Here is a 21,327-nt window from a genome sequence, read left to right on the forward strand (position 1 = left end):
GGCTCGGGGCTCGGGGCTCGGGGCTCGGGACGTGGAGAGCGGGATGCGGGCTCGGGAGCACGGGCTGGTGGGCGCGGGCCGGTGGGAAGCAGCTGCGGGACGCGGGCTGTGTCGGAGGACTCGGTCGAGGGGCGGAGCCTGGCGAGACGACCAGCGCTTGGCTGGGGTGACAAGGGCCGGCTGAGACGGACAAGGGCCTGCCGAGCGAGTCGGTCAGCCGAGACGAGAGGGCGTTGCAGGGCGCAAAAACGGGAATTGCGTAGCCGCGGGGCAGAAGCGGCGACAGGACGCCACCAGTCTGAAGAAGCGGCGGGCGAGGCACGACGTCCCCAGCCTTGAGGTGGTCGGGCAGCGGGCACCACGCCGTCGGCCAAGATCCGACCCCTACCATCGCAGCGGTGACGACGCGTGGATTGCTCGGCCTGGTCGCCTCCGCGGGTGGTGGGGTCGAGTCCTGGTTCCGCACCGAACTGGCCGAGCCCGCGGTGGCACGGGGCTGGCGGCTGGCCATCACGCTGACTCCGGCGGTGGTGCCGTGGTTCGAGGAGGCCGGCGAGTTGGAGAAGCTCCAAGCCCTCACGGACCTCCCGGTCAGGTGGGAGCCGCGGTTGCCGGGCCAGCCGAAGCCCCACCCGATGCCGGACGCGTTCGTGTTCGCGCCGGCCACCTTCAACTCGGTGGCGAAGCTGGCGCTGGGCATCGGGGACAACCAGGCGTTGACGGCGTTGAACGAGGCCGTCGGCGTGGCGAGCTGCAAGATCATCGTCATGGCGCAGGGCAGCGCCGGCCAGCGTCGCCACCCGATGTGGGAGACGCACGTCACGACGCTCACCGGAGCGGGTGTCGTGGTGGTCACCGACGTGGCTCCCGGCAGGCTGCTCGACCTGCTCGACACCTAGACTTCACCCTTGTGGTCCACACGCCGATGATCGCCCCCAGCATCCTGTCCGCCGACTTCGCGCGGCTCGCCGACGAGCTCGCGGCGGTGCCCACGTCGGACTGGATCCACGTCGACGTCATGGACAACCACTTCGTGCCGAACCTGACGCTCGGGCTGCCGGTGGTGAAGTCGCTGCTGAAGGTCACGGACATCCCGATCGACTGCCACCTCATGATCGAGGACCCGGACCGCTGGGCCGTCGGGTACGCCGAGGCGGGCGCGTACAACGTCACGGTGCACGTCGAGGCCGCGAACGACCCGGTCGCGATCGCCAAGGACCTCAGGGCCGCGGGGGCCAAGGCCGGGCTGAGCATCAAGCCGGGCACGCCGCTGGAGCCGTACGTCGAGGTGCTGAAGCACTACGACACGCTGCTCGTCATGTCCGTCGAGCCCGGTTTCGGCGGGCAGAGCTTCATGGCCGAGGTGCTGGACAAGGTCCGGCAGGCGCGTCACCTCGTCGACACCGGGCACCTCAAGCTGGTCGTGGAGATCGACGGCGGCATCAACGCCGACACGGTCGAGCAGGCCGCCGAGGCCGGGGTGGACTGCTTCGTGGCCGGGTCGGCCGTGTACGACGCCGCCGAGCCCGCCAAGGCCGTCGAGGCCCTCCGCGCGCAGGCGGCCAGGGCCCAGGGAGCCAGGACCACGTGACCCCCGAGGACGCGATGGCGCTCGCCATCGCGGAGAGCGAACGGGTGCGGGGCGCCACGAGCCCCAACCCGCCGGTCGGATGCGTGATCCTGGACGAAGGCGGCAAAGCGGTCGGCTTCGGTGCCACGCGTCCGATCGGCGGGGCGCACGCCGAGGTCATGGCGCTCCACGAGGCCGGCACGAAAGCACGGGGCGGCACGGCCGTGGTCACCCTCGAACCGTGTGCGCACTACGGCCGCACGCCGCCGTGCACGGAAGCTCTCAAAGAGGCCGGCATCAAGCACGTCGTCCACGCCGTGAGCGACCCGAACCCCAGGGCGGCGGGTGGCGCCAAGGTCCTCACCGACGCGGGCATCACGGTCGAGAGCGGCGTACTGGAACAGGAAGTCAGCAGGGGACCCCTCCGTGCGTGGCTGCACTACGCGCGCACGGGCCGTCCTCACGTCACGTGGAAGTACGCGGCGTCGCTCGACGGACGGGTCGCGGCGAGCGACGGCACGAGCCAGTGGATCAGTTCGGAGACCTCTCGCAGAGAAGTCCACGAACTGCGCGCGAAGCTCGACGCCATCATCGTGGGCAGCGGTACGGTCAAGGCGGACGACCCCGCGCTGACGGCGCGCGACGCCGGCGGAATGCCGCTGGCCCGCCAGCCGTTGCCTGTCGTCGTGGGGATGAGTGACCTGCCGCGCGGGGCCAAGCTCGAGCACACGGCGCTGCACCTGCGCACGCACGACCCGGACGAGGTCCTGGCCGCGCTGGCCGAACGGGGTGTGGTCGAGGTGCTGCTGGAGGGCGGCCCGACGCTGGCAGGGGCCTTCCTGCGGGCCGGGCGGGTTGACCGCGTGCTCGCCTACATCGCGCCGGCACTGCTCGGGGACGGTCCCGCGGCGGTGCTCGGAGCGGGCGTGTCAACCATCACGGACGCTGTCCGGCTGACCGTCGAAGACGTCACCATGAGCGGGCCGGACCTGCGGGTCAGCGCTGTCCCGCGAACTTAGGAGGAGCGGTGTTCACCGGGATCGTCGAGGAACTCGGCCACGTCGTCGCGACGGAGGACCTGCCCGACGCGGCACGGGTCCGCATCGCGGGCCCGATCGTGACCAGCGACGCGAAGCACGGCGACTCCATCGCGGTGAACGGCGTCTGCCTCACCGTCGTGGAGGTCGAGAACGACACCTTCACCGCGGACGTGATGCGCGAGACCCTCGTGCGCAGCAGCCTCGCGAAGCTCGCCGAGGGGGACAGGGTCAACCTGGAGCGCGCGGCCGCGGTCGGCCAGCGCCTCGGTGGCCACATCGTGCAGGGCCACGTCGACGGCACGGGCACGATCCTCGCGCGGGAGAAGGCCGAGCACTGGGAGGTGGTCCACATCGGACTTCCCCCGGCGCTGGCGCGGTACGTGGTCGAGAAGGGCTCCATCACGGTCGACGGCGTCTCGCTGACGGTCGTGACCGTCTCCGAGGACCAGTTCACCGTGAGCCTGATCCCGACCACCCTCGAACTCACCACGCTCGGGCACCGCACGCCCGGTTCCCTGGTGAACCTGGAGGTCGACGTGCTGGCGAAGTACGTCGAACGACTGGCGGTCCCGCACCTGCGGGCCATCGCGGGCGAGGAGGCCCAGTGAGCACCGACTTCGCTGAGATCGAGCGGGCGATCGCGGACATCGCCGCCGGTCGTCCCGTGGTCGTCGTGGACGACGAGGACCGGGAGAACGAGGGCGACCTGATCTTCGCCGCCGAGAAGGCGACGCCGGAGCTGATCGCGTTCATGGTGCGCTACACGTCCGGGTACATCTGCGTCCCGCTGACGGAGTCCGACTGCGAGCGCCTCGACCTGCCGCCGATGTTCCACACGAACCAGGACGCGCGGGGCACGGCCTACACGGTCACCGTCGACGCGCGTGAGGGCGTGAGCACGGGCATCTCGGCGGCCGACCGCGCCCGCACGATCCGGCTGCTCGCCGACCCGACGTCGAAGGCGACGGACTTCAACCGTCCCGGCCACGTCGTGCCGCTGCGGGCGAAGGCGGGTGGCGTGCTGCGCCGTCCCGGCCACACCGAGGCCGCCGTCGACCTGGCGCGGCTCGCCGGGCTGTCGCCGGCGGGCGTGCTCTGCGAGATCGTGTCGCAGAAGGACGAGGGTGACATGGCCCGCCGCGACGAGCTGGAGGTGTTCGCGGCCGACCACGACCTGGCGCTGATCACGATCGCCGACCTCATCGCGTACCGCCGCCGCAAGGAGACCCAGGTCGAACGGGTCGCTGAGGCGCGCATCCCCACCGCGCACGGCGTGTTCACCGCGGTCGGCTACGACAGCCTGCTGGATGGCATCGAGCACGTCGCCCTGGTGTACGGCGACCTGGGCGACGGCGAGGACGTGCTGGTCCGCGTGCACTCCGAGTGCCTCACCGGCGACGTCTTCGGCTCGCTGCGCTGCGACTGCGGCCCGCAGCTGGACGCGGCGCTGGAGGCCGTGGCGGCACAGGGGCGCGGCGTCGTGCTGTACATGCGCGGCCACGAGGGCCGCGGCATCGGCCTGATGCACAAGCTGCAGGCGTACCAGCTGCAGGACCAGGGTGCCGACACCGTGGACGCGAACCTCGTGCAGGGCCTGCCCGCCGACGCGCGCGACTACGGCACGGGCGCGCAGATCCTCGTCGAGCTCGGCATCAAGTCCATGCGGCTGCTGACGAACAACCCGGCCAAGCGCGTCGGGCTGGAGGCCGGATACGGTCTGCGGGTGCTCGACCGGGTGCCGCTGCCGATCTCCCCGAACCCGGAGAACCTGCGGTACCTGCGCACCAAGCGCGACCGGATGGGCCACGAACTGACTCAGCTGGAGCAGTACGAGGCCGTTGTTTCCGCTACGGAGGACCAGGAATGAGCGGCGAGGGCCGTCCTGAGCAGACGAAGCTCGACGGCAAGGGCGTGAGCGTCGCGATCGCGGCGACGCGCTGGCACACCAAGATCACCGACCAGCTCGTGGAGCGCGCCCTGCAGGCCGCTCGGGACGCGGGCTGCGACGACCCGACGGTCGTGCGCGTCGCGGGGGCCATCGAGCTGCCCGTGGTGGTGCAGGAGCTGGCCCGCCACCACGACGCCGTGGTCGCGCTGGGCGTGGTCATCCGCGGTGGCACCCCGCACTTCGAGTACGTCTGCGACTCGGTCACGGACGGGCTCACCCGCGTCGCTCTCGACGAGTCGACGCCCGTCGGCAACGGCGTGCTGACGACGAACACCGAGGAGCAGGCACTGGCCCGCGCCGGCCTGCCGGACTCGGTGGAGGACAAGGGGTACGAGGCGACGGTCGCCGCGATCGACACCGCCCTGGTGCTGCGCGGCCTGCGTCAGCCGTGGACCGAGCGAGGTTTCGAATGACGAAAGTGGTGCTCCGGCCCAAGAAGATCCGCCGCGTCGCGTGGGCGTGCGCGGTGGGCCTGGTCGCGGTGTTCACGGTGGTGGGGCTGCTGCTCGGGGACACTCCGACCGGCGTGATCTTCCGGACGTCGGACCAGATCGCCATGATCGTGCTGGGCTTCCTGCTGGCGGGCGGTGCGCTGCTGCTGACGCGTCCGCGCGCCACGGCCGACGCCTCGGGCATCGACGTGCGCAACGTCGTGACGTCGTACCACTACGACTGGAACGACGTGCTGTCGGTGAGCTTCCCCGACGGCGCCGCGTGGGCCCGGCTGGAGCTGCCGGACGACGAGTACATCTCGATCATGGCCGTGCAGGCCGTGGACCGCGAGTACGCCGTGTCGTCCGTGCGCGCGTTGCGCGAACTGCACAAGGCGGCGCGCGGCTAGTGGTGTGGCTCGCGACGTTGCCGGTGGAATTCGCGGTCAGACGGGCGGATCGTGGTGCCGCCCCCACGTCTTCGTACTGGTTGTACGGGGGCGTGGGGGCGGTGCCGCGAGGCGTCCTGCTGAGCGTGGATTACGCCGCCGACGTTGCGTGACGCACCACTAGCGCCAAAGGCCGAGGATCGCTCCCGCGAGCGAAAGCCCGACGACGTGATAGCCCGCCCCGATGGCCGCGAAGGTCATCGGAGCGGGCTTCGTCATGTCGTGGGCACCCGTCACGAACCGGACCGGCAACGCGATCCCGACGCCGATGACGAGACCGAGCAGGATGCCCTCCATGATGTTGTCGGTGCCCGAGGCGGCGCCGAGCATGGCCGTGACGAGCGTGAGGACGAAGCACGTGCCCAGCGGGACCAGGACCGTGGTCACGCCGACCTTCTCCGGCGGGCTGAGGTCCCATCCGGACGCTCGTTGCCAGGCACGGCCGAAGGCGTACTCCGCGTACCAGACCACTCCCAGCGCGAAGTAGGCGATCGTCGCCACGACAACGGCGAACCAGTTCAGGTCGCCGAGGACGGTCAAACTCATCAGGGTCTCCCGCGGTGATCAGGGTGACTTGGCATCGCGGGCGGCCGGGCGGCTGTTACCGGTGGTTCGGGTTTCGACATCACGGTGGCGAATGGACCGCTCACCGGGGTGAGCGGTCCACGTCGTCAGGTCACTTCGGCGGTGGCGGGACGGCGCAGCGCACGGGCTGCGACTCGTTGCCGGAAGCGTCCTTCGCGCTCACCAAGGCGTCGCCCTTGAGCGTGATCTTCCAGTCGACGTTCCCGGCGCCCGCCTTCTGCGACGGCGTCGCTCCCGGCGCCTGCACCAGCTTGATCTTGGTGCCGCCGGGGAAGCCGCCGAACACCGCGGCGCTGTTCGTGTCGCGGACGTAGACCTGCGGGTTCGGGTCCACGGCGTCGGTCGCGCTCAGCAGGTAGAACCCGTCCTCGTTGGACGCCGGTGGCACGTTGCCCCCGCTGGGGTTGTTCGTCGGCGTGCAGGTCACGACCGGTGGGGTCGTGTCGACCCAGTCCTTCGTGACGTCATCGCACCTCGGGGTGCCGTCGGCGTGGGTGAAGCAGCCGCTGATCGTGTCCGTGCCCAGTCCGGCGAGGCCCTGGGTCCCGGGATAGGTGAAGCCGGTCAGGCCGTCGGCCGCTGTCGTCCCGCTGCCCGCCGCGCCCGTGTTGGGGCCGGACGGCACGGCGAAGGAGACGTCGACGCCGGACACCGGGTCGCCGAAGTCGTCGGTGACCTTCGCGGTGACGGTGTGGGTCTGGCCGGGCGTGCCGAGCTCGTTCACCGCGTGCTCGGGCTCGACGTCGATCCGGGCCGCACACCCGTGCACGTTCACGCTCGGGTTGGGGAACGTGACGGTGTGAGCCTCGGCGTCGCTGTACGCCACGCCGGGGTTCACGGCGAGCGCGCCACCACCGGCGGCAGGCAGGTGGGTGGCGGTGAACGTCAGCGTGACGCTCTCCGTGCGCAGCTCGTCGATCGTCCAGGTGAGCTGGTTGCCGCTCTGCGTGACGTTGCCTTTGGACACGGCTGCGCCGCTCACGGAGAACTGCGGTCCGACGGTGTCGACGACCTGGACGCCGGTGGCGGCGGGGACGACGATCGCGGCTCCGATGGTCCCGAAGATCTGCTGCAGCTGGCTGGAGTTGGGTGCGAAGAAGTAGTGCTCGTCGTCGGGATCGGTCGTCCAGTCCTTGATCTCGTTCTCGAAGGCGGTCACGCGCAGGCCGATCGCGAAGATCTCGGTTCCGGCGCCTCTGGCGGCGGCCGCGGCGCCGCTGGCGTCGCCTCCGGTCGTCGTCTCGCCGTCGGTCATGATGACCATCTTCTTGGCGTTGCCCGGCACCGAGCCGGCGAGCTGGCCCTGGGCCGTCGTGATGGCCGCGGAGTGGTTGGTGTTGCCGTCGGCCGACAGCGAGTCGATGGCGGACTTCACGGCGGCGGCGTCGCCGGTGAGGCCGACGTCGGCGGAGGCGGACGCCGCGAAACTGGTCACGCCCACGCGCGAGCCGTTCGCGATCACGCCGTCGAGAGATCCGTCCGTCGCCTGGTCGATGATGTCGACGAAAGATTTCGCCGCGGTTTTCAGATCGGCGATCGGCGCACCCTGCATGCTGCCGGAGCGGTCGAGCACCAGCTCGATGTCCGCCGGGTTGCCCGCAATGCCCGTTTCCGCGTTCAGCGTGACCGTGACGGGGACGGTGCCGCCGCACTGGATGTCCGTGGCTCCCAGCGTCTTGTCGCCGGCCACGGTGCCGTCCTCGGCCGCGTTCGCCTGGCCCGACCACGGCACGGCCAAGGCCGCCACCAGCGCTGTGACAGTGACGCAGGCTCTTCGTCTGAGTCTTCTCGCTTCCACTTGAATACCTCCCTGTGGCCCATTCGGGATGGGTCAGAAAAGGCTAAGTCCCATTGCGAAGAATGGCGCACACGTTCACTCGTGTGCAGTAGCGAAAAGTGTTAGCCGGATTTATCCGATCGTGACGAAAGGCCCGCCCGGAATGTTTCCGGACGGGCCTTCGGATGATCAGCGGACTAGCTGCGGACCATCTTGCGCAGCACGTACTGCATGATGCCGCCGTTGCGGTAGTAGTCGGCCTCACCGGGCGTGTCGATGCGGACGACCGCGTCGAACTCGACCTTCGAACCGTCCGCCTTCGCGGCCACCACGTGCACCGTCGACGGCGTCGTGCCGTTGTTCAGCTCCGTGATGCCGGTGAAGTCGAACGTCTCGGTGCCGTCGAGGCCCAGCGACGCCGCGTTCTCGCCCTGCGGGAACTGCAGCGGCAGCACGCCCATGCCGATCAGGTTCGAGCGGTGGATGCGCTCGAACGACTCGGCGATGACGGCGCGGACGCCGAGCAGCGAGGTGCCCTTGGCCGCCCAGTCGCGCGACGAGCCGGAGCCGTACTCCTTGCCCGCGAGGACGACCAGCGGGACGCCCGCCTCTGCGTAGGCCACCGACGCGTCGTAGATCGTGGTCTGCGGGGCGTCGGCCTCGAGGAAGTTGCGGGTGAAGCCACCCTGCACGTCGTCGAGGAGCAGGTTGCGCAGGCGGATGTTCGCGAACGTGCCGCGGATCATCACCTCGTGGTTGCCGCGGCGCGAGCCGTAGGAGTTGAAGTCCTTGCGCTCGACGCCGTGCTCGGTCAGGTACTTGCCCGCGGGCGAGTCGGCCTTGATCGAACCGGCGGGGGAGATGTGGTCGGTCGTGACCGAGTCGCCCAGCAGCGCGAGGACGCGGGCACCCGAGATCTCGGTGACCGGCTTCGGCTCCATCTCCATGCCCTCGAAGTACGGGGGCTTGCGCACGTAGGTGGACTCGGAGTCCCACTCGAACGTGTTACCGGTCGGGGTGGGCAGGGACTGCCAGCGCTGGTCGCCCGCGAAGACGTCCGTGTAGCCCTTGGTGAAGCCCTCCGGGGAGATCGAGGCCGAGATGACCTCGGCGATCTCCTGCGGCGACGGCCAGATCTCGCTCAGGTAGACCGGCTTGCCCTCGGAGTCGGTGCCGAGCGGCTCGGTGGTGATGTCCTTGTCCATCGAACCGGCCAGCGCGTACGCCACGACGAGCGGCGGCGACGCGAGGTAGTTCATCTTGATGTCCGGGTTGATCCGGCCCTCGAAGTTGCGGTTGCCGGACAGCACCGAGACGACCGCGAGGTCGCCTTCCTGCACGCCCGCGGAGATCTCCTCCTGCAGCGGGCCCGAGTTGCCGATGCACGTGGTGCAGCCGTAGCCGACCAGGTGGAAGCCGAGCTTCTCCAGGTACGGCATGAGGCCGGCGCGCTCGTAGTAGTCCATGACGACCTTCGAGCCGGGCGCCAGGGTCGTCTTGACCCACGGCTTGCGCTCGAGGCCGCGCTCGACGGCCTTCTTGGCGAGCAGGGCCGCGCCGAGCATGACCGACGGGTTCGAGGTGTTGGTGCACGACGTGATCGCGGCGATCGCGACGGCGCCGTGGTCCAGCTCGAACTCGTTGCCGTCGACCGTCACCTTGACCGGGTTGGACGGACGGCCGCCCGCGCCCTCGGCCGCGGTCTGCAGGCGCGGGGTGCCCTTGCCGTTCTCGCCCTCGTGCACGGCGATCGGGTCGGAGGCGGGGAACGTCTCGTCGATGGCCTCGTCGACGTCGGACTTCTCGTCCTCGACGTGCGCGACGTAGTCCTTCAGCGCGGTGCGGAACGACGCCTTGGCGTTCGTCAGCTCGATGCGGTCCTGCGGGCGCTTCGGGCCGGCGATCGACGGGACGACCGTCGCGAGGTCCAGCTCCAGCGTCTCGGAGTAGACGGCCTCGCGGGACGGGTCGTGCCAGAGGCCCTGTTCCTTCGCGTACGCCTCGACGAGCGCGATCTGCTCCTCGGAGCGGCCGGTCAGGCGCAGGTAGTCGATGGTCTCGCCGTCGATCGGGAAGATGCCGACCGTGGAGCCGAACTCCGGCGACATGTTGCCGATGGTGGCGCGGTTCGCGAGCGGCACGGCGCCGACGCCCTCGCCGTAGAACTCGACGAACTTGCCGACGACGCCCTGCTTGCGCAGCATCTCGGTGATCGTGAGCACGAGGTCGGTCGCGGTGGCGCCGGGGGGCAGCTCACCGGAGAGCTTGAAGCCCACGACGCGCGGGATCAGCATGGAGACCGGCTGGCCGAGCATCGCGGCCTCGGCCTCGATGCCGCCGACGCCCCAGCCCAGCACGCCGATGCCGTTGACCATCGTGGTGTGCGAGTCGGTGCCGACGAGGGTGTCCGGGTACGCCTGGCCGTTGCGGACCATGACGACGCGGGCCAGGTGCTCGATGTTGACCTGGTGGACGATGCCGGTGCCGGGCGGGACGACCTTGAACTCGTCGAACGCGGTCTGGCCCCAGCGCAGGAACTGGTAGCGCTCCCTGTTGCGCTCGTACTCCAGGTCGACGTTCAGCTCGAACGCGTCCGGGCGGCCGAAGATGTCGGCGATGACCGAGTGGTCGATCACGAGCTCGGCGGGCGCGAGCGGGTTCACCTTCTCGGCGTCGCCGCCGAGCTGGGTGACGGCCTCGCGCATGGTCGCCAGGTCGACGACGCAGGGCACACCGGTGAAGTCCTGCATCACGACGCGGGCCGGCGTGAACTGGATCTCGGTGCTGGGCTCGGCGGCCGGGTCCCAGCCGGCGAGCGCGCGCACGTGGTCGGCGGTGATGTTCGCGCCGTCCTCGGTCCGCAGCAGGTTCTCCAGCAGGATCTTCAGGCTGAACGGGAGACGCTCCGCGCCCTCCACGGCGCTCAGCCGGAACACCTCGTACGAGGCGTCGCCGACGTTGAGCGTGCCGCGGGCGCCGAAGCTGTCCAGGCTAGTGCCTCCAGCGCCGGCAGGCGCGGGCTTGGCTGGCTGAGTCACGAGCAACTCCATCTGGTGACAGCGCAGTGGTCAGTTCGGGGTACGGGGAGAGTCTTCCTCACCAGGTCGACCACTGCCCCTCGACCCCAAACAGTACGCTTGTCCTGTAATCGCCTTCAACCCAGGTTGCCCTAAGTCACGGTGATCATCCGCGGGGGTGGCCCGGCGGGGGCGGGGGAGGTGCCGGGCCACCCGTGCGGGGCGGCGTGGCTACGCGCCGCCGTGTTCCCTGACCACCCGGCGGGCCGAGGCGAAGAGCATCCCGATGTTGACCGACTTCGGGCACACGACGACGGCGACGACGTCCTCGTCGTGGTTGCTGCGGATGAACAGGTGCGTCAGGTTGCTGCTGTTGACCAGCACCTCCTGGAAGTAGTGCTCGGAGCTCGAGATGCCGCGCCGCTCCTTGAAGATGTCCTCGATCATGGTCACGGTGCGGCCCTGGAAGAGGTCGAGGGTCGCACCGGCCAGCAGGTCGAGGACCTCGGACGGGTGGCTGTCGGTCGTCTCGAACGACAGCAGCATCCCGGTCGCCATGTCGACGACCCCGGTGGCGAGGCAGCCCGGCACCTCTTGTCGCAGGTGCCTGACCAATGAGGCCATCTGGTCGGACATGGGTATGTCGGACATCTTGTGCATCGTCATTTCACACTTCTTCTCGTGCGGCGGTCGGAATGGAGTTTTTCGGCGGTGGGTCGTGGTTCTTGGTCGCGTCGAATTCGGGTCTTGTTCGCGAACTCGCTGGTTCGTTCCCGGATTCATTGCTCGTTCACGCAGGCCGTGGAGTTCGGCGGCGTTTACGGTTTCTCCTCGTCCGGATCGAGTCGTGGCCGGCTTCGCAATGACCGGGGCAGAGGAATATCGACGCCGAGTTCGGGCGACGGTGGCGAGGTGTCGGTAACGACGGTCAGCAGGCCGTCTGCCGCCATCCGGGACGCCTCGACCGTCACCGGGTAGACGCCGCGTCCCGACGCGAAGGCGATGTCCCGCGCGGTGGGGCCACCCGTGGCGTGCGAGAGGATCTCGGCGCGCAGAGGGCTGAGAACCCGCAGCCGGGAGCCCCGGGTCGAGGTCAACCGGTCGCGGTGGGGGCGGAGCGGGTGCTCCATCGCGAGCAGCGACGTGATGCGCCGTGACGTCTCCCGCAGCAGCTGGACCGGGTCGATTGGGACGCTCATGGCGAAGGCGACGCCGGGTGCCTCCGGGATGAACGCGCAGTCGTCGACGTCGCCCGCCGCGATCGTGAACGCGGCGTCGTGCGCGGCCATCATCGCGACCACGTGCAGCTCGGTCGCGCCGATGCCGCCGCGCGTGCCCGTGGCGAGCGCCGCGGCCCATTCGGACTCGCTGATCCGTCCGGTGCGCAACAGCAGCGCGTCCGGTCCGGGGGAACCCGCGCTCTGTGCGCAGACGACGCCGCCGTCGCGGAGGTGGATTTCGCCGCCCGGATTCCCGGAGAAGTGGAAAGTGCCGCTGGCGTTCGCCGCTTCGCGTCCGGTCAACGCTCCCGCGAGCACGTCGAAGGAGAATTGCGTACCGCTTCTCAGGGGTGTCACCCGCATTCCGTCCGACGGGGATGAAGTGCACTCATCTTTGTGGCGCGGGTGACGGTTTGTCGCCACCCTTCACTCGATCGTGTGAAACGCGACACGGCTGTATTAATCGTGAATGGATGGGTCGTGACGCAGAGTTTCTCAGGCGATCATGAGAACGATTCCGAAGGCGATTGGCAGCTTCGTGCATTCACGAGGTAGGCCACATGCACACGCGACCGAGCGGCAGCGTGACGCCGGGTGCGCGGAACTTGAGCGGCGCCTCCATCGAGATCGCCAGGACCATGCCGAACCAGATGCATCCCAAAGCGAGCGGGAGCTGCGTCATAGGTGGCTATCTTGGCGTGGTGCTCCTCGATCAGGTTTCGAAGCGCTACGGGCGTGGTCCCTGGGTGCTGCGCGACCTCACTTTGGAAGTCTCCGGCCTGACCGTGCTGACCGGCGCGAACGGCACCGGCAAGTCCACGCTGCTCAAGATCGCCGCGGGAGTCCTGAAGCCGACGACCGGACGTGTGGTGCGGCCCGCGTCCGTCGGTTACGTGCCCGAGCGGTTCCCGTCGGACGTGCGGATGTCCGCTTCGTCGTACCTCGCGCACCTGGGCCGGGTCCGGCGCGCCGAGGGCGTCGACGTGCTGGAGCGGCTGGGGTTCGTCGGCTCGTTGACGGCGCCGATGTCCGAGCTGTCCAAGGGCAACGCGCAGAAGGTCGCGCTGGCGCAGGCGTTCCTCGCGTCGGACCTGCTGGTGCTCGACGAGCCGTGGACCGGTCTCGACCCCGCCGCGGCGGCCGAGCTGGTGTCGTTGCTGGAGGGGCGGACGGCGCTGGTGTCCGACCACGAGGGACATCTGGACTCGGCGACGCGCGTGGACCTCTCCGGCGGGCACGTGACGATCGAACTGAGCCGAGTGGTGGGGCTGGACGCGTTGGAGGCGTTGGAGGGCGTGCGTTCGGTGTCGTCGCGCGGCAGTTCGGTGCGGGTGGTGGTGGCGCCGGACCGCAGCGACTACGTGCTGGCCGAGGCGTTGCGGCTCGGGTGCTCGGTGCGGAGCGTGCGGTGATCGCCTTGATGCGGTACCTCGCCGCCGACGTGTTCCGCGGGCAGCGGTTTCTCGCGCCGTTGCTGGTGTTTCTCGGCGTGATGGGGATGCTCTTCTCTTCCGACGCCGGGCAGCCGTTGGAGGCGTACTCGGGTTCGGCCGCGCTGTTGTACCCGGTGACGGCGTGGCTGGCCGTCGTGGTGGCGACGTCCGAGGACGCCGTGCGGCGAGAGATCACCGTGGTGTCCGCAGGAGGTTGGCCCCGTGTGCTGACCGCCGCGGCGCTGGTGGCGGTGTCGGCGTCGCTCGTGCTGGCGCTGCTGGCGGCGGTGTGGCCGGTCGTGACGAACCCCCACCCGTACACGGCGGGTGAGTTTTTTGTCGGACTCGGGGCGCATACTGTCTGTGCGCTGCTTGGTTCTGGTGTTGGCCTGATGTTCTCGCGTCCGGTGTTCGACTCGATCGGACGCACCGTGCTCGCGGTGTTCGCCGTCGTGGTGCTGACGTACCCGCTGGGGCGGGCGACCCCGCTCGGCTGGGTGCTGGACGCGTTGGGGCACAACCGAATATCGCTCTCCGTGCTGTGGGCCGGAGTGTTCGGGGTCGCGTTGGTGTCGGCCGCCGTCGCCGTGGGTGTGCGGCGGACGTGATGCGGGTCAACGTGCTCGGACCGCTCCAGGTCGTGGTGGACGGCGCTCCCGTCGAGGTGCGCGGCAAACGGTTGCGGTGGTTGCTGATCCGGCTCGCGATGGAGCCGGGCCGCGTGGTGGCCGCCGACCGGCTCGTCGCGGACCTGTGGCCGGACGAGCCACCGGTGGACGGCGTCGCCGCGCTGCAGTCGCTCGTGTCGCGGCTGCGGCGGACGCTGGGTGCCGCCTCGGTGTCGTCGCACGCGTCCGGCTACCGGCTGGAGGCGTTGACGGACGTCGAGGAGTTCACGCGCACACGTGACGCGGCGTTGTGGCGCGGTGCGGCCTTCGAGGAGGCACCGTTCGCCGTGGACGAGGCCGTGCGCCTTGCGCTGCTCCGCGACGACCTGGCCGGCCTGGAGGCGCTCGCCGCCGCCCACCCGCTGCGCGAGGACGTCCAGGCGCGGCTGATGCTGGCGCTGCACGCCGCCGGGAGGCGGTCGGACGCGTTGGCGCTGTTCGAGCGCGTCCGGTCGGACCTGGCCGACTCGCTGGGGGTGGACCCCGGCGAGGCGCTGGCGGCTGCCCACCTCACGGTGCTGCGCGAACGCGGCCCGCGAGGCAACCTGCCGACCGCGGTGGGCTCGTTCGTCGGACGTGACGACGACCTGGCCGCCCTGGCGACGCTGTTGCGGGACAACAGGTTGGTGACGCTCACCGGCTTCGGCGGCGTGGGCAAGACCCGCCTGGCGCTGACGCACGCCGCCACCTGCCCGCAGGCGTGGCTCGTCGAGCTCGACTCGTCGGCGGAACCCCTGGCCGCCCTGGACGCGGCCCTGGGCCCGAACCCGCTGGCCATGCCGGTGTTCGCGCGCCTCGGGGCGTCCCTCGTCGTGCTGGACAACTGCGAGCACGTCGTGGACGCCGCCGCGGCCCTGTGCGTCCGGCTCCTGGCCGAGGCCCCGGACGCACGAGTGCTGGCGACCTCACGCGAACCGCTCGGCATCCCCGGCGAGGTCGTGCACCCGGTGGCGCCGCTGGACCTCGACCACGCCGTGCGGCTGTTCACGGCCAGGGTCGGCGCCGCTCTGGACACCGGGGCGGTCCGGCGCGTCTGCGCCGCCCTGGACGGGATCCCGCTGGCGCTGGAGCTCGCGGCGGCACGGGCCCGGTCGCTGTCGCTCCCGCAGCTGGAGTCGCGTGTGGACAGCCGGCTTCGCCTGCTGGACAGGGGAGCGCGGACCGGTCCGGCGCGGCACCGGACCTTGCGCGCGGTCATCGACTGGAGCTGGGAGCTGCTGGACGACGCCGAACGGCTGTTGCTGGCGCGGCTGGCGGTGTTCGTGGGTGGGGCGACGGCTTCGGCTGTGCACGAGGTGTGCCGGGACGGTTCTGGCGGGCCCGCGGTGCCTGGTGGGGAGGTTCGGTTCGGCGGCGAGGTGGGTTCCGGCGGCCTGCCGCCGCAACTGTTCGACGCGTCGCAGGGCTCGCCCTCGGCTCATCGCGGCGGGATTGGACACGACTCGGCGGTGGTGGGCTTGGCGGTGTCCGAGGCGGCGTCCGGAACAGTGCTGCCGGGAACAGTGCTGCCGGAGACGGAGTTGCCCGGCTCGGAAGTGGCCGGGACGGAGCTGTCCGGTGCGCAGGTGCCTGGTGCGCCAGCACCTCACCACTCCGCCGAGGAGCGGCGCCCAGCCCTCTCACCCCCCGAGGCCGAGCATCGCACCTCCCACCCCGCTCCGCAGCCGTCCACCGCCCCGCAACCCACCAGGGCAGGCTCGCGCAGGGGTACCCCCGAATCGGGAACCCCTGCGTTTCAACGTACTCAGGGGGTCCGACAAGATCAGGATCTCTGGGACACCGAGGACCTGCTGGGCGCGCTCGTCGAGAAGTCCCTCGTGGTGCGCACGGGTGAGCGCTACCGGCTGCTGGAGACCGTGCGCGAGTACGCGGCCGAGCAGGGTGAGGCCGATCCCGCGAAGCACGCCGCCTGCTACACGGCGCTGGCGGAGCGGTACGAGCCGTTGTTGCGGGGGCCGCGGCAGGTGGAGGCGCTCAGGTTTTTCGACGTGGAGCGCGGGAACCTCGACGCGGCGCAGGCGTGGGCGGTGCGGCATGACGCGGGGATCGCGCGGCGGTTGATGGCTGCGCGGACGTGGCATTGGCTGGTGATGACCAAGCGGTTCGAGGAGATTCGGCGGTGGGCGGCGCTCACGCCGGACGATCCGCTGTCGGAGGTTGTTGTCGCGCGGGGGACGCCGGAGGCGTTGGTCGCCGCGGAGCGGTTGTGGGACGGGGACGTTCCGATGGTGTTGTGCGCGTTGCTGTTGACCAACGGCAGGGCGTGGGGTGAGGAGGAGCTCGGGGCGCGGTTCGAGAGGCTTGCCCGGGAGCTGGAGCTGTCGTCCGACGAGTGGGCGCTGGGGTTCGCGGCGTTGGTGCGGGGGCTGGTCGCGGGGGAGTTCAGCGAGGGTGCGGCGCTCGTGGCCGAGGCGGAGTACCGGCGGGCGGTGGAGGTGTTCCGCGGGGTCGGGGACCGGTGGGCCGTGGTGTTCGGGTTGTCGTGCCTGGTGATGGTCTTGGTCAACCGGGGTGCGTTCGCGGAGGCGTTCGAGGCGGTGTCCGAGGCCAGGCTGGTCGCGGAGGAGCTCGGTGACCCCGACCAGGTGCTGGTGCCGATGTCGGTGCTGGTGCAGACGGCGCGCATCAAGACCCGGCTCGGTGACTTCGCGGGGGCCCGTGAGGACCTGGACCGGTCGGAGGGGGTGCTCCGCGATCTCGACGCGGGACGGGTGGTCCAGGGGCGTGGCGAGGTCGCGTACTTCAGCGGGGACTACGAGAAGGCCGTCGAGCACTACCGCGCGGCGCTCGGTGTGACGGCGGAGCTGCCCGTCAGCCAGTTCCAGGCGTCCGTCCACGCCGGACTCGGGCTGGCGCTGACGCGGCTCGGCCGGCTCGCCGAGGCGGGGGAGGAGCACGCCAGGGCGTTCGCCGCAGTCGAGGGCAACAGCGACGGGCCCGCCCGCGCGATGGTGCTGGAGCACTACGCGGACTGGCTGCTCGCCCAGGGCGACCCCCGTGGCGCGGGGGAGGCCCTGGACGAGGCGGAACGGCTACGCGGCGCGGCGAGCAGCAACCCGGCGGTGGTGGAGCTGCGTGACCGGGTTCGCGCCGAAGTAGGCGTCGATCGCTGACCGGCCGATGGCGGCGACGTAGCCGTCCGGGCGGACCAGGATCGGGCCGTCCGGCAGGTCGAGCGTCACGAAGTCGGGGCCGCGCAGGAGGTCGAAGATCCGGCCCGCGTCGGTGCGTCCGTCGGGCATGCGGTCACCGGCCTGCAGGCCCTCGCCTTCCGTGGTGCGGTACGACAGCAGCAGCTGCATCGTCTCCTCGTCGCGCCGCGCGAACGGATCGCTCGACGACATGATCTTCGTGGAGATGCCGAGCAGCCACTCCGCCACCGGTTTGCGCTCGGTCTCGTAGGTGTCGAGCAGCGTCTCCATGCCGAGCTTCCAGCCGAGGTTGTAGGCGTCCTGGATGCCCGTGTTCATGCCCTGCGCGCCCGCCGGGGAGTGCACGTGCGCGGCGTCGCCCGCGAGGAACACGCCGCCCACGCGGAACCTGTCGATCATGCGGATGTTCAGCCGGTACAGGGACATCCACGTCACCTCGTGCAGGACGACGTCGTCGAGCCCGGTGCGCTCGCGGATGATCCGCTGGTACAGCTCCGGCGACGGCTCGCCGCCACCGGACGCCTGGAACTGGAAGAGGTCGGTGCCGGGCAGCGGGCACAGCGCGACGAAGTCCTGGCGGTCGCGGCCGAACATGTGCCAGTGGTCGCGGTCGAGCCCGGAGAGCCGGACGTCGCCGACGAGCATCTGGACGTCGTCGTGGGTCTCGCCGAGGAACGAGACGCCGAGGTGCTTGCGGACGAACGACTTCCCGCCGTCGCAGCCGACCAGGTACTTGGCCCGCACGGTCTGCCCGCCGACCACGGCGGTGACACCGGAGTCGTCCTGGGTGAACGAGGTCAGCGGCATCGCGTACTCGACCCCGCGCGGGAGCGCGTCGCGCAGAATCCGCTCGATGCTGGACTGCGGGATCATCAACGTGTGCGCGTAGGGGCGGTCTTCGGTGGGCACGCGGCCTTCGTGCGGGTTCCACTCGCGCAAGACCTCACGGCCCTTGTAGGCGCGGAGCATCATGTCGAACGTGCCGGCTTCCACAACGGAGTCGGCCACGCCCAGGTCGTGGAAGACCTCCAAGCTGCGCGGCTGCAGGCCCTTGCCCCGCGACCCGGTGAACGGCGCGGGCGCGGCGTCGACGATCCGGAACGGGACGCCGCGGCGGTGCAGGTCGAGCGCGAGGGTGAGGCCGGTCGGGCCGGCGCCGATGATCAGAACCTGAGTGTCCATGACCGAAGGCTCGCCCCGGGAACTGTCAGGGCCCTGTCATCACGCTGTCGCGGATGACAGGGCCCCGAGGTGCGGTCCTACTTCTTGATCAGCTCGATCAGCGCGTCGACGTCCTTGGGCTCGAAGCCGCGGAACAGCGTCAGCGCCAGCTCGTAGTACGAGCGGATCGGGCTCACGTACCACTTGCCGTCGACCTCGGTCGCGACGACGCCGACGCCGGTCTTCATGACCGACCCGGCCACGCGGCCGATGATCTCGGCGGCCTCGGCGGGCATGTTCTTGCCGCCCTGCTGCTGCACCAGCTCGGTGATCTCGTCGGCGCACAGCTTCTGCGTGCCCTGGCGGGGCACCTCGACCGAGTAGCAGTCGCCGTCACGGCTGATCGTGAGGGTCTCGCCCTCGGCGGTCACCGACACCTTCTTGACCGTGACCTGCTTGCCGCCCGCGACGTCCTTGACGTCGGTCTCCAGCGCGTCCAGCTTGGCGCCGGTCTTGTCCATCCGGCCTGCCTGCTCGAGCAGCAGCGGGCCGAGGTCCTGCAGCACACCGGCCTCGTCCGGCGGCAGCAGCGCGATGACCTTCTTCAGGTCGGCGTCGAGCGCGGCGTTGACCAGGCTCTTCGCGGCGTCCTCCGGCGAGCTCGCGCCCTCCGGTGCGAAACCGGACTGCGGCCACTTGAGCTTCTCCTCCTCCAGGACCGCGTTGGCGATCGTGTAGAAGGCGCTGGGGTACCACTTGTCGCCCACCTTGATCGACGCGATGCCGATCGGGGTGCCGCGCTTCTGCACCTCGGCGGTGATGTCGAGGGTCTCCGACTTCGACGACGTCAGGTTCAGGTCGTCGCCGATCGCGTCCACGAGCTTGTCGGTGAGCGGGATCTTCGACGCGTCCGACGTGATCGTGATCTTGCCCTCGACCAGCTTGTTGATGGTGAGGTGGTCGTTGATCTTCTCGGCCTTGGCCTCGTCGAACTTGATGCCCTCGCTCTTGAACTCGACGCCCGTGACCTTGTTCGGGTCCGCCTCGGGCTTGAGGATCTCGAGACGCTTCATCTCGTTCGTCATCGACTCCATGTAGTCCTTCGACAGCGCCGCCTCCGCGGGCGCCAGCGAAGCCATGATGCCGACCACGTCACCACTGCCGAGCTGCTCGATCAGGTTCTTCGCCGCGACCTCGGGGGTGTCCTGGCCCGCGTTGGCCGCGGGGTCGGACTTCTGCAGCGCGAAGAACGTGACGCCACCGCCGATGAGCAGCAGCACCGCGACGACGGCCGTGACGACCAGGCCGGTGCGCTTCTTCTTCGGCGGCTCGCCGCCCATCGGCGCGTAGCCGTAGGGCTGCTGCTCGAAGCCCTGCTGGGGAAATCCCTGCTGCGGGAAACCCTGCTGGGGGAATCCCTGCGGCCCGGTCTGCGGGACGCCCTGCTGCGGGAACCCCTGGGGCCCGGTCTGCGGGTAGCCGCCCTGCTGCGGGTGGCCACCTGGCTGCTGCGGGTAGCCGCCTTGCTGGGGCTGCTGCCCGTACGGGTTGTTCTGCGGCTGCCACTGGCTGCCGCCGCCACCTGGGTAGCTCACGGGTTCCCTCCTGGAGTCCTCACTGCGCTGCGCCTGAAAGAGGTGAGCACCGTGATCGCCCCCACGATCGTCAGTACGGCACCGGCAAGTGTCGTGACCGGACCAGCGGTGCTGATTCCGACCAATGAACCCTTGCTATCTCCTTGGACTGTGGCTAGCAGCGCCACGGTTCCACTGATCGTGCCAAAGAGAAGGGCGGTGCACGCGGCAAACCGACTAAATCGGAACACGAAGAGCGCGACCGTGATCATGGCGAGCGGCGTGAGACCTACCCAGACCCCCGTCACCGCGGTGCCCGCCACCCCGTCCATCCCGGCGAGACTACGGAGCGAAAGCACCTCGTAACTGTCCCTCGTGGTCGATCCGGACTTCAGCCAGGGCAGGAAAGTCCCGGCGATCGACGTGACCAAGCCCACTGCCGCGACGGCGGCTCCCACTGCGCTGCGCACCGGACTAGTGTGACCTGGTGGTCTCCCAGGCGTGCACGGCGGCACGAGAGCTGGTCGCCTCAGCCCACCGGATCACCGTGCTGACGGGCGCGGGGGTCTCCACCGACTCCGGCATCCCCGACTTCCGCGGCCCCGGCGGGCTGTGGGCGCGCGACGCCGACGCCGGGCGGGACGCCTCGCTGGAGGCGTACCTCGCCGACCCGGAGGTGCGCAGGCTCGCGTGGCGCACCCGGCTCGGCAGTCCGGTGTGGACGGCCAAGCCGAACGCCGCGCACAAGGCGCTCGTGGAGCTCGAACGGTCCGGGCGGCTGCGCACCGTCCTCACGCAGAACATCGACGGGCTGCACCAGCGGGCCGGTTCCGACCCGCACCGCGTGCTGGAGCTGCACGGCACCCTGCACGCGACGGTGTGCCTGGACTGCGGTGCGACGGGCCCGATGCGCGAGGCGTTGAAGCGCGTCGCGGACGGCGATCCCGAGCCGCCGTGCCTGCGGTGCGGGGGCATCCTCAAGTCCGCCACCGTCTCGTTCGGGCAGGAGCTCGACGGCGAGGTGCTGCGCCGCGCCCGCATCGCCGTGCTCGACTGCGACGTGCTGCTCGTGGCGGGGACGTCGCTGTCCGTGCAGCCCGCGGCGGGACTCGTGCCGCTGGCCGTCCGCGCGGGCGCGCAGGTGATCATCTGCAACGCCGAGCCGACGCCGTACGACTCGCTGGCCGCCGTCGTGCTGCACGAACCGGTGGGCGAGGTGCTGCCCGACCTCAGCTCCGTTCCCCCATCCGGGGGAGGACGGTTCTCGTCGTGGGGCGATCCGAGCACCTGGTCGTAGTGTCG

The 21,327-nt window shown here is 70.3% G+C and carries 20 protein-coding genes; 11 read left to right on the forward strand and 9 right to left on the reverse strand.

Annotated elements, in window-relative coordinates; translation table 11 throughout:
* Nucleotides 1-398: 398 nt before the first annotated feature.
* The 7 genes from BLT23_RS00005 to BLT23_RS00035 are packed head-to-tail and all read left to right on the forward strand — an operon-like array spanning nucleotide 399 to nucleotide 5,399.
* On the forward strand, nucleotides 399-899 hold the full coding sequence (locus BLT23_RS00005) for a flavoprotein (RefSeq protein WP_090044262.1): 501 nt from the start codon (nucleotides 399-401) through the stop codon (nucleotides 897-899).
* A gap of 26 nt (nucleotides 900-925) precedes the next feature.
* The gene (gene rpe / locus BLT23_RS00010) at nucleotides 926-1,591 is read left to right on the forward strand and encodes a ribulose-phosphate 3-epimerase (RefSeq protein WP_090045608.1); all 666 of its coding nucleotides are present in this window, start codon (nucleotides 926-928) and stop codon (nucleotides 1,589-1,591) included.
* A 14-nt stretch (nucleotides 1,592-1,605) separates the two neighbouring features.
* On the forward strand, nucleotides 1,606-2,589 hold the full coding sequence (gene ribD / locus BLT23_RS00015) for a bifunctional diaminohydroxyphosphoribosylaminopyrimidine deaminase/5-amino-6-(5-phosphoribosylamino)uracil reductase RibD (protein WP_090045610.1): 984 nt from the start codon (nucleotides 1,606-1,608) through the stop codon (nucleotides 2,587-2,589).
* 8 nt (nucleotides 2,590-2,597) lie between these two features.
* Entirely contained in the window at nucleotides 2,598-3,218 is a 621-nt protein-coding gene (locus BLT23_RS00020; RefSeq protein ID WP_090044264.1) for a riboflavin synthase, read from the forward strand.
* Nucleotides 3,215-4,477 (forward strand): bifunctional 3,4-dihydroxy-2-butanone-4-phosphate synthase/GTP cyclohydrolase II, encoded by a 1,263-nt coding sequence (locus tag BLT23_RS00025; RefSeq protein ID WP_090044265.1) that lies wholly within the window; start codon nucleotides 3,215-3,217, stop codon nucleotides 4,475-4,477. Before BLT23_RS00020 ends, BLT23_RS00025 begins: the two co-directional genes overlap by 4 nt.
* Nucleotides 4,474-4,971, forward strand: coding sequence for a 6,7-dimethyl-8-ribityllumazine synthase (gene ribH / locus BLT23_RS00030; RefSeq protein WP_090044267.1), 498 nt, complete (start codon nucleotides 4,474-4,476; stop codon nucleotides 4,969-4,971). Before BLT23_RS00025 ends, ribH begins: the two co-directional genes overlap by 4 nt.
* Complete coding sequence (locus tag BLT23_RS00035) at nucleotides 4,968-5,399, forward strand: PH domain-containing protein (RefSeq protein ID WP_090044269.1); 432 nt, start codon at nucleotides 4,968-4,970, stop codon at nucleotides 5,397-5,399. The genes ribH and BLT23_RS00035 overlap by 4 nt, the downstream gene beginning before the upstream one ends.
* A gap of 159 nt (nucleotides 5,400-5,558) precedes the next feature.
* On the opposite strand, the gene BLT23_RS00040 is transcribed toward BLT23_RS00035, so the two are convergent.
* The 6 genes from BLT23_RS00040 to BLT23_RS40415 all read right to left on the reverse strand — a co-directional run bounded on the left by BLT23_RS00040 (nucleotide 5,559) and on the right by BLT23_RS40415 (nucleotide 12,719).
* Complete coding sequence (locus tag BLT23_RS00040) at nucleotides 5,559-5,984, reverse strand: DUF1761 domain-containing protein (RefSeq protein ID WP_090044271.1); 426 nt, start codon at nucleotides 5,982-5,984, stop codon at nucleotides 5,559-5,561.
* A gap of 130 nt (nucleotides 5,985-6,114) precedes the next feature.
* On the reverse strand, nucleotides 6,115-7,770 hold the full coding sequence (locus tag BLT23_RS00045; RefSeq protein ID WP_090044272.1) for a VWA domain-containing protein: 1,656 nt from the start codon (nucleotides 7,768-7,770) through the stop codon (nucleotides 6,115-6,117).
* A gap of 227 nt (nucleotides 7,771-7,997) precedes the next feature.
* Nucleotides 7,998-10,838: an aconitate hydratase AcnA gene (gene acnA, locus BLT23_RS00050; RefSeq protein ID WP_245743362.1), complete on the reverse strand. Its 2,841-nt coding sequence runs from the start codon at nucleotides 10,836-10,838 to the stop codon at nucleotides 7,998-8,000.
* Between the two features lie 210 nt (nucleotides 10,839-11,048).
* Nucleotides 11,049-11,483, reverse strand: coding sequence for a hypothetical protein (locus BLT23_RS00055; RefSeq protein WP_245743363.1), 435 nt, complete (start codon nucleotides 11,481-11,483; stop codon nucleotides 11,049-11,051).
* Between the two features lie 152 nt (nucleotides 11,484-11,635).
* Nucleotides 11,636-12,340: a MarR family transcriptional regulator gene (locus tag BLT23_RS00060; RefSeq protein ID WP_143035763.1), complete on the reverse strand. Its 705-nt coding sequence runs from the start codon at nucleotides 12,338-12,340 to the stop codon at nucleotides 11,636-11,638.
* Nucleotides 12,341-12,581: 241 nt separating this feature from the next.
* Complete coding sequence (locus tag BLT23_RS40415; protein WP_176946521.1) at nucleotides 12,582-12,719, reverse strand: hypothetical protein; 138 nt, start codon at nucleotides 12,717-12,719, stop codon at nucleotides 12,582-12,584.
* A 19-nt stretch (nucleotides 12,720-12,738) separates the two neighbouring features.
* On the opposite strand from BLT23_RS40415, the gene BLT23_RS00070 reads away from it, so the two are divergent.
* The 3 genes from BLT23_RS00070 to BLT23_RS00080 are packed head-to-tail and all read left to right on the forward strand — an operon-like array spanning nucleotide 12,739 to nucleotide 17,251.
* Nucleotides 12,739-13,449: an ATP-binding cassette domain-containing protein gene (locus tag BLT23_RS00070; RefSeq protein ID WP_245743364.1), complete on the forward strand. Its 711-nt coding sequence runs from the start codon at nucleotides 12,739-12,741 to the stop codon at nucleotides 13,447-13,449.
* The gene (locus BLT23_RS00075) at nucleotides 13,446-14,078 is read left to right on the forward strand and encodes a hypothetical protein (protein ID WP_143035764.1); all 633 of its coding nucleotides are present in this window, start codon (nucleotides 13,446-13,448) and stop codon (nucleotides 14,076-14,078) included. Before BLT23_RS00070 ends, BLT23_RS00075 begins: the two co-directional genes overlap by 4 nt.
* On the forward strand, nucleotides 14,078-17,251 hold the full coding sequence (locus tag BLT23_RS00080; RefSeq protein WP_090044281.1) for a BTAD domain-containing putative transcriptional regulator: 3,174 nt from the start codon (nucleotides 14,078-14,080) through the stop codon (nucleotides 17,249-17,251). Before BLT23_RS00075 ends, BLT23_RS00080 begins: the two co-directional genes overlap by 1 nt.
* Here BLT23_RS00080 and BLT23_RS00085 read toward each other — a convergent pair.
* The 3 genes from BLT23_RS00085 to BLT23_RS00095 form a co-directional block, all read right to left on the reverse strand.
* Nucleotides 17,171-18,472 carry an FAD-dependent monooxygenase gene (locus BLT23_RS00085; protein WP_090044282.1) on the reverse strand — a complete coding sequence of 434 codons (1,302 nt, stop codon included), beginning with the start codon at nucleotides 18,470-18,472 and terminating at the stop codon, nucleotides 17,171-17,173. The two genes, BLT23_RS00080 and BLT23_RS00085, sit on opposite strands and share 81 nt — an antisense overlap.
* A gap of 77 nt (nucleotides 18,473-18,549) precedes the next feature.
* A complete protein-coding gene (locus BLT23_RS40420; RefSeq protein ID WP_176946524.1) occupies nucleotides 18,550-20,046 on the reverse strand; it encodes a proline-rich domain-containing protein in 1,497 nt (498 codons plus the stop codon).
* Nucleotides 20,043-20,495, reverse strand: coding sequence for a hypothetical protein (locus tag BLT23_RS00095; protein ID WP_143035766.1), 453 nt, complete (start codon nucleotides 20,493-20,495; stop codon nucleotides 20,043-20,045). Before BLT23_RS00095 ends, BLT23_RS40420 begins: the two co-directional genes overlap by 4 nt.
* Nucleotides 20,496-20,512: 17 nt before the next feature.
* Here BLT23_RS00095 and BLT23_RS00100 point away from each other — a divergent pair, with 17 nt between their 5' ends.
* A complete protein-coding gene (locus BLT23_RS00100) occupies nucleotides 20,513-21,322 on the forward strand; it encodes an SIR2 family NAD-dependent protein deacylase (protein WP_245743365.1) in 810 nt (269 codons plus the stop codon).
* Nucleotides 21,323-21,327 lie beyond the last annotated feature (5 nt).

Source organism: Lentzea fradiae (assembly GCF_900100955.1).
In the GTDB taxonomy this organism is placed as follows: domain Bacteria; phylum Actinomycetota; class Actinomycetes; order Mycobacteriales; family Pseudonocardiaceae; genus Lentzea; species Lentzea fradiae.

What these genes read in the sequence shown, in the direction of transcription:
- BLT23_RS00080 (WP_090044281.1), top strand. Translation starts at nt 14,078, where the DNA reads ATGCGGGTCAACGTGCTCGGACCGCTCCAGGTCGTGGTGGACGGCGCT.
- BLT23_RS00085 (WP_090044282.1), bottom strand. Translation starts at nt 18,472, where the DNA reads ATGGACACTCAGGTTCTGATCATCGGCGCCGGCCCGACCGGCCTCACC.
- BLT23_RS00055 (WP_245743363.1), bottom strand. Translation starts at nt 11,483, where the DNA reads ATGACGATGCACAAGATGTCCGACATACCCATGTCCGACCAGATGGCC.
- ribD (WP_090045610.1), top strand. Translation starts at nt 1,606, where the DNA reads ATGGCGCTCGCCATCGCGGAGAGCGAACGGGTGCGGGGCGCCACGAGC.
- rpe (WP_090045608.1), top strand. Translation starts at nt 926, where the DNA reads ATGATCGCCCCCAGCATCCTGTCCGCCGACTTCGCGCGGCTCGCCGAC.
- BLT23_RS00040 (WP_090044271.1), bottom strand. Translation starts at nt 5,984, where the DNA reads ATGAGTTTGACCGTCCTCGGCGACCTGAACTGGTTCGCCGTTGTCGTG.
- BLT23_RS40415 (WP_176946521.1), bottom strand. Translation starts at nt 12,719, where the DNA reads ATGACGCAGCTCCCGCTCGCTTTGGGATGCATCTGGTTCGGCATGGTC.
- ribH (WP_090044267.1), top strand. Translation starts at nt 4,474, where the DNA reads ATGAGCGGCGAGGGCCGTCCTGAGCAGACGAAGCTCGACGGCAAGGGC.
- BLT23_RS00035 (WP_090044269.1), top strand. Translation starts at nt 4,968, where the DNA reads ATGACGAAAGTGGTGCTCCGGCCCAAGAAGATCCGCCGCGTCGCGTGG.